The organism is Bifidobacterium sp. C0047B3 (assembly GCF_056590535.1).
Genome location: NZ_JBWPWH010000001.1, coordinates 449667 through 466447 on the forward strand (window position 1 = coordinate 449667; position 16781 = coordinate 466447).

Sequence of the window (16781 nt, forward strand, 5' to 3'; positions counted from 1 at the left end):
GTAGTGTGAGATTTTGCTGGTTGCGTTTGATTATTATCTCTAATTTGACATAACGTACATTATCGGATAAATATCAAGCAGATTTAGTTAAATAATAAGCTCAACCGGCAGAAACTGTGCAGCATTGTAAAGTAAATGTCGGAATACAGCCAAAAAACGACAGAAACTGTGCACGCATGTAAAGAAACTGTCGTTTTCTCACTAAAATCCGACCGAAACTTTACGCACGTGTAAAGAAAAAGCCGTTACGACAAAATTCTGATTAGATTAAGCGAAATATTCGCAAATTGCAGTGCTTAATTCGCTTACGCTATCAATAATTCTGTAAGATCCGTGTGCTTCAAGCTCTCCAGGCTCAGCATAACCCCATGCGCATCCCAAGCAATCCAAGCCGCAATCTTTTGCTCCGTCAGCATCAGTCCAGCGGTCTCCAACCATCAAAGCTCTGTCGCCTTTTTCTGGATTGTAATCAATCTCATCAAAAACATAACGAATAACTTGAGTTTTGCTAATACGCGACATATCTTTGCTGGCGCCATAAATTCCGTCAAGATACTTCGTCAAACCAAAATAATCGCAAATAGGCTTTACTTGATATTCTGGCTTGCAAGATGCGGTTGCTAAATAATATCCAGCTTCACGAAGTTTTGTGAGTTGCTCAAGTATTCCATCGTATACTTTGTTAAGTAGGCATCCTGGAATTTTTTTACCAGGATTATTAGGATCGTCAAAAGTTGCTACTTCAGAATAATACTTGCGATACGTAGCAAGTCCCTTTGCTAGCAGCGATTCAGGAACATTATTGCGTTGAAGAGATTCTAAAATTGAAGGACCTATAAAACGGTGCATTTCAGCATCGTCCGGTATAGGCTGTTTCAATTCTTTCAATGCAAGCTTTGCGCAAGTAATAATACCAGCATCTGACTTTGTTAATGTGCCATCAAGATCAAGCAGAATAATGCGACGACTAGTGCATCCTGAAGGCACTGAGAATTCACTCATAGTCAGGAATCCAGCCCTCATGATGCATTTTTAGACGCTTGTCTAGCAAAGTTTTTAATTCTTCTTCACTACGACGTTCAAGCAGCATATCCCAATGCGTCCTAGACGGCTTGTTGAAATCATCATCTGGGCGATCATCTTCGCCTTCGCGATGTGCAATCGTGCCGCAGCGGCATTCCCACTCTTCAGGAATTTCTGCGCCTTGAGCAAAAGGAAGAATCGTGCGATGTCCCTTTGGGCACACATACACAACATCATTTCGTGCAGCGAAATCTACATTATCGTCAGATTCTAATGATTTCGCACCAATGCTCATACCGCGTAAACTGCGTTCTGCCATAGTATCTCCTTGTGTAGTACTTTATAAAATTACCGAATTGCACGGACTATATATATAAAAAAACGATTTATATATACAAAATACATGCGTTTTATTTGTATATGCTCATACTTATACATCTGAGTATGCTACAACTCCACGGTTTAATAGTTTTGCAGCTTCATAAGCGCACGAAGCAAGATTTTTATCTACGCCATCTATAGATTGTAAATATTCTCCTGCTGCGAAAAGTTGAGTAAGTAAATCAATAAGACGTTTAGCTTGACGCACGAAATCTCCTCCAGTGCTGTCAGTATTGCGCAAAATTTCAGCTAAATCAGCACCATTAGCCCAATCATACATAATATCTACAGCACCAAATTCAAGCGGTCTTAACGATGGCAAATGAGCGTCTGCGCATAATGCGCTAGTACGCATAAACAATTCTTTCATTCGCAATACTGTATTAAATATTGCCCCATCCTTGCCGCCTGGATATCGTCTAGGCTCTCCCCCTGCAGGTCCTCTAGATTCATAAACTAATGCAGACAAGCATGATAATAATTCAAGCGGCGAAAGATCATTAAAAATTCCTTCGCAAATAGCTTCAGCAAATACAATGTCTAGTTCGTTATACAACCTTCTTAACAATTGACCGCGCTCAGTAAGGTGCAGAATTTGGTTTTGTGAAGAATCTTCAGATTGTAAATAATCCAAACTGTACAATACGTCACAAATATGGTCAAAAGTTCTAGCAACAGAACCAGTACGAGATTCGTAGCGTCCACGTACTTGATCAAGTTCCTTATGTTCTCTAATCCAATGGTAGCCCCAACGCAAATGTTGTTGAATATCGGCACAACCTGCACACGGATGCGTTCGTTCAGCTTCTCTAAGATTTGCAATAACATCATCCAATGCTTTAAACGCTGCTGTGCGTTCTGCATCTGTGCGGAATAAAGTATGTTTAAGTTTACGGCGTTGATCGTGTTGAGCTTCTTTAAGCTTCATGCGTAATTGTAAGAACTCAGCAAAATCCCCATGTTCGCAGTGAAATGCTTCTTCATAGCCTTTAAGAGCTGTTTCAAGTTCGTTCATGCGATTATGTAAACGTTCAGCAGAAGCATTAGCTTCCCATTGAGCAAAAGAACGATCTAGTGTTGTTCTAGCAGTATCTGCATCGCTTGAGTTCAGCAAATTAACCGCCATATTAAACGTAGGAACGAAGCTGGAATGTAGTGGGTATACGCGTTTACTAGAAAGTGCTGCAGCTTGTTGAGGAACGAAATCAGCATGATCTACAAGAATTGCGTAACCAATATCGTCAATTCCACGTCTTCCAGCACGACCTGTAAGTTGCGTAAATTCTCCAGGCGTAAGAGGTACATGCCCAGTGCCGTCAAATTTTACTAGCTTTTCTACAACAACGCTTCGAGCTGGCATATTTAATCCTAAAGCAAGTGTTTCTGTTGCAAAAACAACTTTAATAAGCCCGCGTTCAAATAGCGTTTCAACAATGTGACGGAATAACGCAATCATACCTGCATGATGTGCTGCAAATCCTTGTTCGAGAGCAAAACGAAAACGTTCGAAGCTTAAAGCGTGTAAATCTTCTTTAGAAAGTTGATTTGCAACCATGCTGTCGACAATTTTGCGGATTTCGTACATTTCTTCATCAGATGTAAGTATTAATCCTGCGTTTAAACATTGTTGAACAGCTTGATCGCATCCGGAACGAGAGAATATGAAATAAATTCCTGGCAGCATTCCCAAGTAATCTAATTCGTCAATAACAGCCCATCGACGAGGAGTATGTCGTTTTGCACATTTATCTAATTGCGCAACTCCCCCGTTAGCACTGTGCTTCTTACCTTTTCTGTAACGGTATTTGCTATCGCTGTAAGATTCTTTACGGCGACGAGCACGGTACTCAAATTCATTAAGTTTCCTAGTCAATGCAGGGTTAACGCGCTTAGTTACGTTTCCATTATTGTCATGGTCGTATAAATCGAGTAGCTCAGGCTCAGTTGCAGAATCCTCTTGAATAACAACATGTCTTTCTAAAGGCACAGGTCTGTGTTCGTCAACAACCAAATGAGTTTCTCCACGCACTGATTCTAGCCATGCAGAAAAATCTTCAACATTTGAAACAGTTGCAGACAACCCAATAATTTTCACCGATTTTGGAAGGTGAATAATAACTTCTTCCCACACGGCTCCGCGGAATTTATCTGCAAGATAATGAATTTCGTCAAGAATGACAAAACCTAAAGATTGTAACGTAATCGAATGCTCGTAAAGCATATTTCTTAAAACTTCAGTAGTCATTACAACAATGTCTGCTTCAGGATTTACAGAAGTATCGCCAGTTAATAACCCTACTCTGTCTGAGCCGTACAGTTCGCAGAAATCGTGATATTTTTGATTGCTTAAAGCTTTAATAGGTGTTGTGTAAAAAGCTTTTACATTACGATTTTGCGCAAGAAATACAGCAAAATCCGCAACAACAGTTTTACCAGCTCCAGTAGGAGCAGCAACTAAAACATTATTGCCATTTTCTAGTGCATCAATAGCTTCAAGTTGAAAATCATCAAGTTCAAAAGACAAAGAACGCTCAAATTTAGATGCCATCGAGCGCTCGTGCTTCATTGTATTTTTAAAAGCTGCGAAACGTTGTGAAGGAGATAATACTACATCATTCTCATTGCAGTCAGTTGGATTGCTTGTTTTATTTTTGCAGTCTTTTTTATGTGATAAATGAGACATAAAAAGTATTAGTCGCTTTCTTATATGTTATAGCTGAATGTCTTCTTCGCGAAGAGATTTTTTATCCCAATGCTGCCATATGCTACGGTGATTCTCGCGAATTTTTTGATGACGCTCAATAACTTTTGTGTGCGTTCGCTCATATCGATTCGTTGCATCTTTAATAGGAAGTGTAAATAATGGATCTCGAGGATTCTCATTATCTTCTTTATTTGGTTCATGCAAACGTTCGAATCTAGAAGAAACATCTTCGGAAATGCCAAAGCAGACTCTAGCTATTTTTATTGCGCTTAAAACGACAATAACAACTCCGAGCGCTACCATGATCAGCATAAAAACCGTTATGAGTAGCCAAATCCACCAAGGCATTGTTATTCCTCTGTATTCGCATTATCAGCGTGATTAACGCTTAATTCACGTTGAGCGCGAGCAATAATCATACTACGCAATGTTTCAGGAGCAACAGCTGTAATATGACGTGCGTGAGCAATGCAAAATGCAACGAACCATGAATCAGAAGAAACAGTAAGATGTACTTTTACTCCGCTGCCACAAGTTTCCATAGTGGCTCCAGAAAGATTCTTCAAAAAGTTCAATTCTGTTTCATCGGTAATAAAGCAAGTTTCAGTGCCGTTATCAAAGCTCCACTTGCGAAGTTCACTAACTGGAACATCTGGAATTTCAACTTGAGATACAGGTTCTACAACTTCTGCACGTTCAATACGTGCTACGCGAAGAACTTGCCAAATGCGAGGCAAGCCATTTGCTTTATTAATTGTTGTATCTTTAGCAACAAATTCACGTTTATCTTCTGGTGTTTGCTGCTCTACATCAGTCCATACTGCAACATAGTAAACGCCTTCATCAACGTAAATCTTCGACGGCGCAACAATCTTGCGACGAATACGCCCTGCCCCGTCAGTGTATTCCATATCTAGCAAAGATCCAGAGTTAATAGCACTGCGAACAATAGAGCAATTTCGAGGCTCAATTTCGTAACCTGTTAAACTCAGCCATGGAGTTTGACCAGGAAGAACATGACGGCGAAGACGCTTATACAAGGATTCAGCTTGAGTGCGCTGCTCAATAGGCAAAAGCAAAGAATGTGCCAAATAATTAGCAGACGCAGTAAGCATGCTCAAATATTGCTGTGAAATTCCAGCAAGTCTTTCCAAGCCTAAAGAGTTAGTAGCAGAAACAATTCCCTCGTTCTCAAGAAGAGTCCAATCTATATCAAAGAATTGGCTTCCTGCCATTTCCCCATCGTCAGAAACAGTAGTAAGAGTATTTATATCTTTGTGAAGAATTGTAACAAATCGACGAAGTTCATCATCGCTTTTTGGTCTACCAATAAAACGCTCAGCAAGCTCGTCTAATGGGAATTCCTCTCCAAGATGAGCAGACAAGAAAAGCATTAATCGAAGCCTACGATCTACTTCACTTCCAGTTTGGAATGAGGAACCTTTTTTTGTATGCGATTTATCAGTGTCGCTATTTTGTTCTTCAATATTTTGCGCTTCTTGTACAGCATCTTCTTCATCTTTTTGCTCATTTTCGTCACATTGAGCAAAATTAACTGCTGCGTGCAAACGGCGATGGAAAGCATCAACTGCTTCTTGAGGACTTACCACGCTAGAGCCAGGATGTTCTAGCACAAACATCGCTAAGTCGTCAGCATCAGTATAAGCAACGTTTAAATGTTCGCCGTCAACATCCACAGTTGCGGCAAACCTTCGAGAATCAATAACTTTTACCAAAGAATCAGGTAGCATTTGCGTTCCAAGACCAGGTGCGATTGAATCTAAGCCTAAGCCAGGAATAGGAGTTTGTGGAACTCTAGGAGCAGTGCGAGAAGTGCGCTGTTGCTCGTGTTGACCTGAATCAAGAGAAGAAATAGACATTGAACGAGCAAGATAATTTGCTGCAGCTAAAACTGGTAATTCAGATTGGTCGAAACGTAAACGTACGCGAGGTTCATCGCCTAATTGCAAACGATAAGACGCAAAATCTTGACCTTCGGACTTTGAAGAATATTCTGGCTGCCTAGATTCGATTGCAATACCCATAGCAGCAAGCTTTGCGCGATCTCGCTGGAATTGTTTTGCGAATGCTGCTTTAGCTGCTTGATCTGCAAGCTCACCGTATGAATCTGCATATGCCTTTACGCGCTGTGCAATTTGACGCGAAGTCAGCCATTGCGGGAATGCGGAAGACAATACAGCGAGTACATCTAACTCGTGTTTGCCCCATTTGTCGGAAAAACGTCGCCTTCCGTTGCTTCCTTCTACCATTAGTCCTCACGTATCATGTTTGTATCAATTTACTTATGCGCTTTGCGTACAAGCGACTACGAAATGCAGCAGAACTTGTGTTGCAATATTGCGCACACCTTTTCTATTTTAATGGTGTTTTGCGGTACGTGTGGACATTTTTTAAAAAACTTCTAATAATTATATATTTTTTATTCACACGAACATCAACAACGTTGAAAATACGCCATTTTTTCGCGACACGCCATATAACTTTTTTATAGATAATTTTATTTACTATCAATAAAAATCGCATATTTGCAAGAAATTTGCTTTAAACCCAAGAGTCTGGTTCAATTCCTTGCGGTCCAACGAATTCTCCGTTTGGCACATAACTCGGTTCTCCTGTATCTTCTAAAACAGCGTCAGCAAACATTGAAACTTGATTTCCAAATGTCCAATCTCCCCTAATAGTTACTGATTTTGCAGCAGCTAAAGCTGGAACAGAATATGGGAATCTTTCGTTGAAATCATTGATGTTTTTGTAATAACGTGGATCCAAATCAATATCAGGAAATATATAGTTACCATCTTCCATTTCATATGAATCAGTAAGATGGAATCTATCTGATCGCATAATAAATAAGTCGTTGGTTGTTTTAACAGGCAAGAAACGCATGCGATCAACTTCTACGCAAATTGCGTCATCGAAAAGTGAAGCTATTGCGCCCATTGCTGTTTCTAATTGCACTACTGGTGTGCTGCTTTCATCAGTTGGGTCAACAGTTTTGTGATTAAAAATAACAGGCAAAGGCAAAATTCCTTTGTGCTCTTTTAGTTTTTCTTCTAGAGCATCTACACGAACCCAAATATTATTTGTGTTGAAGTATGGATGTTTTTTAATGCTTTGTGCGCTTCTACGATCCTCAGGATGAACCTGTGTCATTTCTCGTAGCATTAGTCTTCCTGTTTGCGCGTCCCTAACAATGTGACCGCCCTTACGATCTGCTTGCGTTCGCTTTGCAACCTCAATCATGATAGGTGCGCCAGTATTTTCAAAATGCTGAGCAAGAGTTCGCGACGGTCTAGCACCTAAATTGTCAGAATTTGAAATAAACAAATACTCAATTCCATTTTCTTTAAGAGTATGCAATAAATCAGATTCCCACAGAGTTGAAAAAATATCGCCGTGACCTGGAGGGCACCATTCAAGAGATCGATCTTCTTCGTGAGAAACAGGTTCTCCAGTTTCTTCTACTAATTTTGGTTCTTGATGTTGAATAATTTCTACAGGAATATTGTCTTGAGCAAACTTGCGATTGCGCTTTAGTACTTGCAAAGTATCGTGAGATGTGCGGAAAGAGTTCATGAAAATAAGCGGAAGATTAACTCCTAATCGCTGACGAGCTGTAAGAACTTGTCCAATAATAATATCAATAAAGCGCATTTGGCGAGCTTTATGCCTACGAACTGGTAGTAAAGATTTTGCGCAAGACAAGCCCATAGATGTTCCCAAACCGCCATTTAATTTGATAAAAGCGGTTTTTGCGAATGCGTTAACAGCTTTGTCGTGATCAATAGTTTCGTAAATTTCGTGGAAAGTTGGAACGCTTTTAATAGGCTCAACTGTGCTCTCGCGAATAAACTCAGCAGGCTTATCCCCTGATTTATCTAAATTCCAAGCATTATATAAGTGTTTAAATTGTTCAATAGCAATTTCGCTCATGCCTTGTTCGCGCATCTTTGCAGCGGACAACTCAAACGCGTCATCCATGTAAAAGCCTCCTCGTATGCATGTGACCTTAATAGTTTAGCGATTTGTGCGTCGCTGCGCAAATATTGCTTTTAACGGTTATTTTTAAATACTATTATGATTCTACCAAAGTTAGAAAGTGCAAGTTAGAAAGTGCAAGTTAGAAAGTGCAAGTTAGAAAGTGCAAGTTAGAAAGTGCAAGTTAGAAAGTAATAAGCGCAGCCAATAATAAATACTGACTGCGCTTATGAGAAATTTGCTACTAAATACTACTAAATATGAAATTTAGTTATTTTCTGCATTGTTGTCATCATTTTCTTCCGGTTCATCGCCAGTTTTTAGATGATGCTCGTCATAGCCTTGCAAGTAACGAGTGTGACGCCAATGGTGAATAGAAGCGTTCGTACCGCGATGATGTACGTGATACTTACGTGGAGTACCGCCATAAGGAAGCTCTTTAACTTCGCTAGCAACTGCCATTTGGTTCACATTAGAAGGATCCATAATAGCAATTGGAGCAACAGGCTCTGGCTCTGTTGGAGCGGCAGTTCGATTCTTCAAGTGCGATGGCAACCATTGTGCAAACCAAGACAATGCCAAGCAAATAAGGAAATATATTACTCCTGCAACGCTTAATGTTTGCAAAATATTAAAGTACATTGATCCGAGTCGGCGCGATTCCTGAAGCAAATCAGTGTACATAATAATTGAACCAAGTGCAGTATCCTTCAAAACAACTACAAGCTGAGTTACTGCTGCAGGCATCATAGCAATAATTGCTTGAGGCATTTCAATTTGTGTCAATGATTGGTATTCGCTCAATCCTAATGCAAGTGAAGCTTCTCTTTGACCGTTTGGCAAGTTGCCAACACCTGATCTAACAAGTTCTGCAACAACAGAACCGTTATACATAATCAGTGCCAGAACAACAGCCCAGTAAGATGATTCTTTCATACCAGAAAGTGCGAATGCTCTCCACAAGAAAATCATAAGCATCAATACTGGTACTGCGCGGCAAAACTCTACTACTATTGCGGAAATACTACGAATAATAAAATTAGGTAGTAAACGGCAAAGTCCGAAGAATAAGCCAAATACAATAGAACCAACTACTGCAAGTAACGATGCCTTTAGTGTCATCCATAATCCAGGAAGATAAAAATCAATCCAGGCTTCAGATTCGAGAGCAGGATTCCAAAGTATCCAAGAAAGTTGGTTTTCTCCCTCTGGAGGATTGCTCAAACGAGCGAGAATAGCAATAATGCAAATAACAAAAATGCAACCGGCAATAATATTAGCTATGCGAATTTTCTTAAGAGCTTTTGGACCTGGAGCATCGAATAATAATGATTGTTCACGTTGTTTAGCCATTGTTATCACCTTCTCACAGCAAGCTTATTTGACAAATAAGTAGTCAAAATGCCGATAGGAATGATGAGCATAATGTATCCGCAAGCGAAAATTAAGAAGATTGGCACAATCAAATCTGCATGTTTCTCAATCATTTCGCTCATCATTGTTGAAGTCTCTGTGGCAACTGATGCTGCAGCAGCAACTGTAGAATTCTTAAGCAAAGCAATAAATGTATTACCTAATGGTGCTACTGAACCGCAGAAAGTTTGTGGAAGAATTACTTGTGTTGCAGATTGGAAGAAATTTAATCCAAGAGCGCGGCAAGCTTCTGCTTGACCAACAGGCACTGTATTAAGACCAGATCTCAAAGATTCGCAAACAAATGCTGCAGTATAAAGCGACAATCCAGCAATTGCCAGCCAGAAGAAATTCACTTCAAAAATTGAGGAGAATCCTATCTTAAGCTGAGCGTAAACGCCTAAAACCATGAAAACCATAATGATGGTAAGTGGCATGTTTTTAAACAATTCAACATAAACTGTAGCAATCATGCGTAATGATGAAACAGGGCAAATGCGCATAGTAACAAGAATTACGCCAATAATTGATGAAAAAAGTACACTCCATAAAGTTATTTCAATATTAACCAAGAATGCTCCTGGAATATTGTAGGAGGTAAATAGCTGCACAAAATCTTGCATATTACTTCTCTCCTTCTTGAGGAATTGGCGGATTATACTTTGCGTTCGGCTTAAAGCCAGTGCCTCGCAAATTGTCGTCTAGAGCTCGTTTCCATGAGCCGTTTTTAATCATTTCTTTTAAGGCTGCATTAATTTTCTTAGCTAAGGCTGTATTTCCTTTTTTAATGCCAATTCCGTAATATTCTTCGGTAAATGGCTTGCCTACAAGCTTTAAACGACCTCGAGAAGCGGTTGCTAAACCAGCAAGAATAATATCGTCTGTAGTTACAGCATCCACAATTCCTGAGAATAGTGCAGTTGCACATTCTGCATAACCAGGCTGTTGCATAAGCTGTACTTTTGAAGAGTAGCGCTCTTTAATAGAAATTGCAGATGTTGAGCCTGAAACTGAGCATAAACGCTTTCCATCCAAATCATTTGGGCCGCTTACTTTATGCTCGTCTTTTCGAATTAACAAATCTTGGCCGGCAATAAAGTAAGGTCCTGCAAACGAAACCATTTTCTTGCGGGCGTCAGTAATGGAATATGTTGCAACAATAATATCGACATCACCGTTTTGAAGCATTGTTTCACGCTGTTTAGATGGTGATTCTTTCCATACGATTTGATCTTCTGAATAGCCGAGCTTTTTAGCAACATATTTTGCAACATCAACGTCGAAGCCAACGTAAGTTCCTGCTTTTTTGAAACCCATACCAGGCTGATCGAATTTAATACCAATGCGTATTACTTTTTTACCATCGCTACGATCGCAAGCTGTAAGCGGCATAACGCAGCATACGGTACAAAGCATCGCTAGTATCGCACGAAAAATGCGATTATGTAATATTTTCATATCTTTTCCCTTCATAAGAAATGTTTTAAAGTTTCAGGATTTTTACTGAAAGATAAAACAAAAAGCAGATTAATGCGTAAGAATCTTGGAAAGGAAATCTTTTGCTCGATCAGTTTTTGGATGCTCGAAGAATTCTTCTGGAGTACCCTGTTCGAGGATTTGACCATCGGCCATAAACACAATTCTGTCAGCAGCTTTACGAGCAAAGCCCATTTCGTGCGTAACACAAATCATTGTCATGCCTTCTTTTGCAAGCTCAACCATGACATCCAGTACTTCGTTAACCATTTCTGGATCGAGTGCGGAAGTTGGTTCGTCAAAAAGCATAACTTTTGGCTGCATAGCAAGAGCTCGAGCGATTGCTACGCGCTGCTGCTGGCCGCCGGAAAGTTGTGAAGGCATTTTGTTAGCCTGATTATCTACGCCTACTCTAGTAAGTAATTCCATGGCAAGAGTTTCAGCGCTTTGCTGATCCATGTGACGAACTTTCATTGGTGCAAGAGTGACGTTTTCAAGAATCGTTTTGTTTGCAAAAAGATTAAAGGACTGGAATACCATTCCAACTTCTGCTCGCAAAGCTGCAAGTTCTTTTCCTTCTTGAGGAAGTGGCTCACCATCAATACGTATGTCACCTGAATCGATAGTTTCGAGACGGTTAATTGTGCGACACATTGTTGATTTACCAGAACCAGATGGACCGATAATAACTAGTACTTCGCCTTTGTTAACAGTAAGATTGATATCTTTAAGCACATGAAGTTTTCCATAATGCTTTTCGACATGGCTTAGTTCTACGAGGGGATTTGCCGCTTTTCGCACTGAAATAGTGCTATTAGTCATATCCTCGGCGTTTGGATTTGACTTTGATATTTGCTTATCCATAACAAGAAGTTTAGCCAATCTGTGTTACGGTTATTTATCACTATCGTTACGTTTTGTAACTCTTACGTTACAAAAAGCCGTTGATTGTAATCATAAAATAACAATCAACGGCTTATAAATAATATTTTTTACAAGTATTTTTATTTACTCGTCTTCTTCTGGATCGTAATCGACGCCAGTTTCAGCACGCTGCTCGTCAGAAATTGGAGCAGGAGCGCCGGTTAGAGGATCCCTACCGCCGCCAGCCTTAGGGAATGCGATTACGTCGCGGATTGAGCTTGCGCCTGCCAAAATTGCAGCAGTACGATCCCAACCCAAAGCAATACCAGCGTGAGGTGGAGCACCATACTTGAAAGCTTCAAGCAAGAAGCCGAACTTTTCGTCAGCTTCAGCTTTATCGATTCCAAGAACGTTAAGCACACGATCTTGAATATCGTCGCGGTGAATACGAACGGATCCGCCGCCCATTTCGTTACCGTTGCACACGATATCGTAAGAATCGCTCATAGCGTGCTCTGGATCTTTATCAAACTTATCGATCCAATCAGCAGATGGCATTGTGAATGGATGGTGCATAGAAGTCCACTTTGAGTGGCCAACAGCAACGTCGTCATCATCTGGATCATCAGTGCGCTTGAACAGTGGGAAGTCAACAACCCAAGTGAAAGCAAACTCATCTGGGTGAAGCAATCCTGCGCGGCTAGCAAGCTCTACACGAACAGCGCCGAGCAAAAGCTGCGAAGACTCGCGGGAACCTGCTGCGAAGAATACTGCATCTCCATCTTCTGCTCCAACAGCTTCCTTAAGACCTGCGCGCTCTTCTTCGCTAAGATTCTTAGCAACAGGACCCTTTAACTCGCCATCTTCACCAAATACAACGTAAGCCAATCCCTTAGCTCCACGCTGCTTAGCCCAATCCTGCCAAGCGTCAAATTGACGACGAGGAGTTTGCGCGCCGCCCTTAAAGAGCACAGCGCCAACGTATGAAGCCTGGAACACGCGGAATGGAGTGTTCTTAAAGAAGTCAGTTAATTCAACAAGTGGGTTTCCAAAACGCAAATCTGGCTTATCGGAACCATACTTATCCATTGCTTCCTGCCAAGTAATACGAGGCAAAGGAAGAGTAATTTCGTGACCGGCTTCCTTCCAAATAGCAGCAATAACGCGCTCTGCCATAGCCATAACATCTTCCTGGCTTGCAAAGCTCATTTCCATATCAAGCTGAGTGAACTCAGGCTGACGATCTGCACGGAAGTCTTCGTCGCGATAGCAGCGAGCAAGCTGATAGTAACGCTCGACGCCAGAAACCATGAGCAACTGCTTTAGAAGCTGAGGAGACTGTGGAAGTGCGTACCAAGAGCCTGGAACCAAGCGTGCTGGAACAACGAAGTCGCGAGCGCCTTCAGGAGTTGACTTAATGAAAGTTGGTGTTTCAACTTCAGTAAAGTTCATATCTTCCAAAGCGTGACGAGCAGCCTTAGCCATATCAGAGCGAAGCTTCAAATTGCGTTGCATAGATGGGCGACGCAAATCAAGATAGCGATACTTCAAACGAACATCTTCGCTTGGGAGCTTGTTTTCGGACTCGTTTTCCAAAGCTGTTGAAACCTGGAATGGCAAAGCATCTGACTTTGCGAGAATAGTAACAGTTTGAGCAACAATCTCAATTTTACCGGTTGCTAAATGGTCGTTTTCGTTGCCATCTGGACGCAAGCGAACTTCGCCGGTAACTTGTACAACGAATTCACTACGCAATGGTCGTGCAGTTTCTTCATCGTAAATAACAACTTGCACTAAGCCTGTGTTATCACGGACATCGACAAAGGCAACTCCACCATGATCACGGCGACGATCAACCCAACCAGCGATGGTTACTTTTTGCCCGACTAATTCTTCAGTCACTTCAACGGCATGATGTGTGCGATACGCCGTCTGGCTCATAAGTCCACTTCCTCTACAATCTAATTGATATATTCATTTGTTTCTATTGACATGATTTTGCGCACAATATTCAAGCAAATTTGCAAGAACATTATTTAGCGCAAGAAACTGTCTGCCGGGCATAAACAGTATCCGGTTGCCAAGACGTGGCATCCGCGGTTTCCTGTTCGCCAGTAATAATATTTTTTACTTCATCGTGAGATGACTCTGATTCAGTGCTATCAGCAGGGAACCACACATAAGGAATGCCGAGCTTGTCAGCATATTTTATCTGCTTACCAAGCTTTGCTGCGCTAGGAGAAACATCTGCTGCAATGCCTCGATCTCGTAAAGTTTTAGCAATAGCATTGCATGCAGGACGATCCTCCTCATTCCAAACTGCAACAAGTACTGCAGCAGGAGAAACTCGAGAAACAGTAGCACCTGCAGTGTGAAGCATATAAGAAAGCAGTCGAGACATGCCGATTGAAAGTCCTACGCCTGGATACTTCTTCTTGCCTTGTGAAACTAAATTATCGTAACGACCGCCAGAGCAAATTGAACCAAGAGATTCTGCGTTGTCAAGGAAAGTTTCGTAAACAGAACCAGTATAGTAGTCGAGTCCACGAGCAATCTTCAAATCAGCAACAACAGCGCCTGGGCGGATACGTGCTGCTTCGTCTACAATCATCGCAAGAGTTTCAACACCTTGAGAAGCTAAAACGTAAGATTCGTTATCATCGCTTCGAGAAATACTATGCTTATCGCATAATTCGTTGAAACGAGACTTTAACTCATCTCCTGTTTCGGCAGTAAGTTCAGCTAATTCTAAGCATGCATCAGCTTGAGAAGCTGTAGCGCCGCATTCTTTTACTAAAAGCTTAGATACTTCTTCAGCGCCAATTTTGTCTAGCTTATCGATTTCTCGAAGAACTCCCTCGATATCGCTTAATCCAATACCGCGATAAAAACCTTCCGAAAGCTTTCGATTGTTAGCATGAACAGTTGCCTTAGGAAGACCGAACTTACGTAAACGCTCAAGAGCTTCAACCATAACAAGTGGAAGTTCAACTTCGTAGTGTGAAGGTAATTCGCCATTTCCTACGACATCGATATCAGCTTGTACAAACTCACGGAAACGACCTTCTTGTGGACGCTCCCCTCGCCAAACTTTTTGCATTTGCCAGCGTTTAAATGGGAACGTCAAATCACCAGTATGCTCAACTACGTAACGGCTGAGTGGAACTGTTAAATCGAAATGTAAACCAATGCGTTCTTCTACAGGAGTGTCGGATTCGTGACCGACTTCTTGTAAACGCGATAATAAATAAATTTCTTTACTGGTTTCGCCTTTTTTTAATAAGCTTGAACCCTGTTCTACTGCACGCGTTTCAATTCCAATAAAACCGTTGAGTTCAAACACTTCTCTTAGTGTATCAATTACTTGCTGTTCAACAGCGCGTTCACTAGGAAGCCATTCAGGGAAACCCGATATTGATGAGCCTTGTACCATGTCCACTATAATAGGTGGTGTTGCGGAAAAATCATGGCTTACCGTCATACTTATTCGTAACAATGTTACCGTGCATCTGCTGTAAGGAGTCGTCCCGTGACCGAACAGACTAAACCTGAAGAAACTACTAAAACTACTACCGCGCCAAAGCCAGTTGCTCCATCTCCAGCAAGCTTCGCGCATAAGACTCGTGTTGTTGCTCAAGCACCAACCATTTCTTATAGTGAAGAGGATATTAAAGCCGCAAAAACCTTTGGCCGAGTTGATGAAAATGGCACTGTTTACGTTACTGAAAACGGTGCTGAGCGTGAGGTTGGTCAATACTCCACTGGTACTCCTGAAGAAGCGTTGACTTTCTATATTCATCGTTATCTTGATTTGAAGATTAAGCTTGATCTTTTTGCTAAGCGCTTAGAAGCTTCCAATGTAAAAGCAAAAGAAATTGACGAAACGCTTAATACTTTGAAAGCTGAATTGGAAAATCCTGCTGCCGTAGGCGATATTGCTGCTTTACGTGCGCGACACGCCGAATTAGCTGCAAAAGGTAATGAAAAGAAGGAAGCAATCTCTAAAGCTCGAAAAGAAGCTCTAGAAAAAGCTTTGAAAGAACGTACAAATATTGTAGAACGTGCAGAATCGTTAGTAGCGCAAATGAATGAATCTACTAACTGGCGTGAATTAAACGATAAGCTACGTGCTTTATTTGACGAATGGCAGGAGCACCAGCGTACTACTATTCACTTGAATAAGTCTGATGCCGATGCTTTGTGGCAGCGTTTTTCAAAGGCTCGTTCTGCGTTCTCTCAGGCTCGCAATTCTTGGGTTAAAGAACGTGAGCATGTGCGTAATACTGCTAAGCAGCTTAAGGAAGCTATTATTGCAGAAGCTGAAAGCTTAAAAGATTCAAAAGATTGGCGTGAAACTTCTATGAAGTTCAATGCTTTAATGGATCGTTGGAAGAAAGCTGGCAATGCTGGTCGCCAGCACGATGATGCTTTGTGGGCTAAGTTCCGCGAAGCTGCTGATGCTTTCTATCATGCTCGTCAAAATGACCGTGAAAAGGTTAATGCTGGAGAACACGAAAATCTTGCTAAGAAGGAAGCTTTGCTTGTAAAAGCAGAGGCTTTGTTGCCAGTAGAAAATGAAGAGGCTGCTAAGAAGGCTCGTAAGGCTTTGTCTCAGATTCAGGAAGAATGGGATGCTATTGGTTTCGTTCCTCGTGAAGATATGCGTCGTATTGAGTCTCGCTTGAACGACGTTGATAAAAAGATTAAGGCTGTTGAAGACGCTGCTTGGCGTGAAGCTGATCCTGAAGCTAACGCTCGTAAGTCCAGTTTTGCTTTACAGTTGGAAGCACAACTCGAAGAGCTTAACGCTGCTATTGCTAAGGAAACCGATAATAAGCGTAAAGCTAAGTTGGAAGCTGAAAAGGCTACTAAAGAGCAGTGGCTTAACGCTGTTAAGTAAATTAGTTTTATAACTAATTAA

At 41.2% G+C, this 16781-nt stretch carries 13 protein-coding genes; 1 reads left to right on the forward strand and 12 read right to left on the reverse strand.

The features are described from left to right. Nucleotides 1-267 precede the first annotated feature (267 nt). The 12 genes from AC1EKT_RS01655 to hisS form a co-directional block, all read right to left on the reverse strand. Nucleotides 268-1002 carry an HAD hydrolase-like protein gene (locus AC1EKT_RS01655; protein WP_410299648.1) on the reverse strand — a complete coding sequence of 245 codons (735 nt, stop codon included), beginning with the start codon at nt 1000-1002 and terminating at the stop codon, nt 268-270. Beyond that, the gene (locus tag AC1EKT_RS01660; RefSeq protein ID WP_119487198.1) at nt 995-1342 is read right to left on the reverse strand and encodes an RNA polymerase-binding protein RbpA; all 348 of its coding nucleotides are present in this window, start codon (nt 1340-1342) and stop codon (nt 995-997) included. The genes AC1EKT_RS01655 and AC1EKT_RS01660 overlap by 8 nt, the downstream gene beginning before the upstream one ends. Nucleotides 1343-1453: 111 nt before the next feature. Beyond that, nucleotides 1454-4087, reverse strand: coding sequence for a DEAD/DEAH box helicase (locus AC1EKT_RS01665; protein WP_481615948.1), 2634 nt, complete (start codon nt 4085-4087; stop codon nt 1454-1456). Between the two features lie 27 nt (nt 4088-4114). Then, nucleotides 4115-4456: a hypothetical protein gene (locus AC1EKT_RS01670; protein WP_415682974.1), complete on the reverse strand. Its 342-nt coding sequence runs from the start codon at nt 4454-4456 to the stop codon at nt 4115-4117. 2 nt (nt 4457-4458) lie between these two features. Next, a complete protein-coding gene (locus tag AC1EKT_RS01675) occupies nt 4459-6378 on the reverse strand; it encodes a helix-turn-helix transcriptional regulator (protein ID WP_415682975.1) in 1920 nt (639 codons plus the stop codon). A gap of 292 nt (nt 6379-6670) precedes the next feature. Next, a complete protein-coding gene (locus AC1EKT_RS01680) occupies nt 6671-8110 on the reverse strand; it encodes a UTP--glucose-1-phosphate uridylyltransferase (RefSeq protein WP_415682976.1) in 1440 nt (479 codons plus the stop codon). 264 nt (nt 8111-8374) lie between these two features. Further along, nucleotides 8375-9460: an amino acid ABC transporter permease gene (locus AC1EKT_RS01685; protein WP_415682977.1), complete on the reverse strand. Its 1086-nt coding sequence runs from the start codon at nt 9458-9460 to the stop codon at nt 8375-8377. Between the two features lie 5 nt (nt 9461-9465). Beyond that, complete coding sequence (locus tag AC1EKT_RS01690; RefSeq protein ID WP_415682978.1) at nt 9466-10143, reverse strand: ABC transporter permease subunit; 678 nt, start codon at nt 10141-10143, stop codon at nt 9466-9468. A gap of 1 nt (nt 10144) precedes the next feature. Further along, nucleotides 10145-10978, reverse strand: a complete 834-nt coding sequence (locus tag AC1EKT_RS01695; protein ID WP_415682979.1) for a glutamate ABC transporter substrate-binding protein — start codon at nt 10976-10978, stop codon at nt 10145-10147. A gap of 69 nt (nt 10979-11047) precedes the next feature. Continuing rightward, nucleotides 11048-11860 carry an amino acid ABC transporter ATP-binding protein gene (locus AC1EKT_RS01700; RefSeq protein WP_415687235.1) on the reverse strand — a complete coding sequence of 271 codons (813 nt, stop codon included), beginning with the start codon at nt 11858-11860 and terminating at the stop codon, nt 11048-11050. Between the two features lie 144 nt (nt 11861-12004). Then, the gene (gene aspS / locus AC1EKT_RS01705) at nt 12005-13801 is read right to left on the reverse strand and encodes an aspartate--tRNA ligase (RefSeq protein WP_415682981.1); all 1797 of its coding nucleotides are present in this window, start codon (nt 13799-13801) and stop codon (nt 12005-12007) included. Nucleotides 13802-13892: 91 nt separating this feature from the next. Next, nucleotides 13893-15293: a histidine--tRNA ligase gene (gene hisS, locus AC1EKT_RS01710; RefSeq protein WP_415682996.1), complete on the reverse strand. Its 1401-nt coding sequence runs from the start codon at nt 15291-15293 to the stop codon at nt 13893-13895. A gap of 96 nt (nt 15294-15389) precedes the next feature. Between hisS and AC1EKT_RS01715 the strand changes: the two genes are divergently transcribed. Continuing rightward, nucleotides 15390-16760 carry a DUF349 domain-containing protein gene (locus AC1EKT_RS01715; protein ID WP_064621586.1) on the forward strand — a complete coding sequence of 457 codons (1371 nt, stop codon included), beginning with the start codon at nt 15390-15392 and terminating at the stop codon, nt 16758-16760. The last annotated feature ends 21 nt before the right edge of the window (nt 16761-16781 follow it).

Coding starts and splice junctions, on each gene's coding strand:
- aspS (WP_415682981.1), bottom strand. CDS start 13,801: ATGAGCCAGACGGCGTATCGCACACATCATGCCGTTGAAGTGACTGAA.
- AC1EKT_RS01655 (WP_410299648.1), bottom strand. CDS start 1,002: ATGAGTGAATTCTCAGTGCCTTCAGGATGCACTAGTCGTCGCATTATT.
- AC1EKT_RS01675 (WP_415682975.1), bottom strand. CDS start 6,378: ATGGTAGAAGGAAGCAACGGAAGGCGACGTTTTTCCGACAAATGGGGC.
- AC1EKT_RS01680 (WP_415682976.1), bottom strand. CDS start 8,110: ATGGATGACGCGTTTGAGTTGTCCGCTGCAAAGATGCGCGAACAAGGC.
- hisS (WP_415682996.1), bottom strand. CDS start 15,293: ATGGTACAAGGCTCATCAATATCGGGTTTCCCTGAATGGCTTCCTAGT.
- AC1EKT_RS01670 (WP_415682974.1), bottom strand. CDS start 4,456: ATGCCTTGGTGGATTTGGCTACTCATAACGGTTTTTATGCTGATCATG.
- AC1EKT_RS01695 (WP_415682979.1), bottom strand. CDS start 10,978: ATGAAAATATTACATAATCGCATTTTTCGTGCGATACTAGCGATGCTT.
- AC1EKT_RS01690 (WP_415682978.1), bottom strand. CDS start 10,143: ATGCAAGATTTTGTGCAGCTATTTACCTCCTACAATATTCCAGGAGCA.
- AC1EKT_RS01700 (WP_415687235.1), bottom strand. CDS start 11,860: ATGGATAAGCAAATATCAAAGTCAAATCCAAACGCCGAGGATATGACT.
- AC1EKT_RS01665 (WP_481615948.1), bottom strand. CDS start 4,087: ATGTCTCATTTATCACATAAAAAAGACTGCAAAAATAAAACAAGCAAT.
- AC1EKT_RS01660 (WP_119487198.1), bottom strand. CDS start 1,342: ATGGCAGAACGCAGTTTACGCGGTATGAGCATTGGTGCGAAATCATTA.
- AC1EKT_RS01685 (WP_415682977.1), bottom strand. CDS start 9,460: ATGGCTAAACAACGTGAACAATCATTATTATTCGATGCTCCAGGTCCA.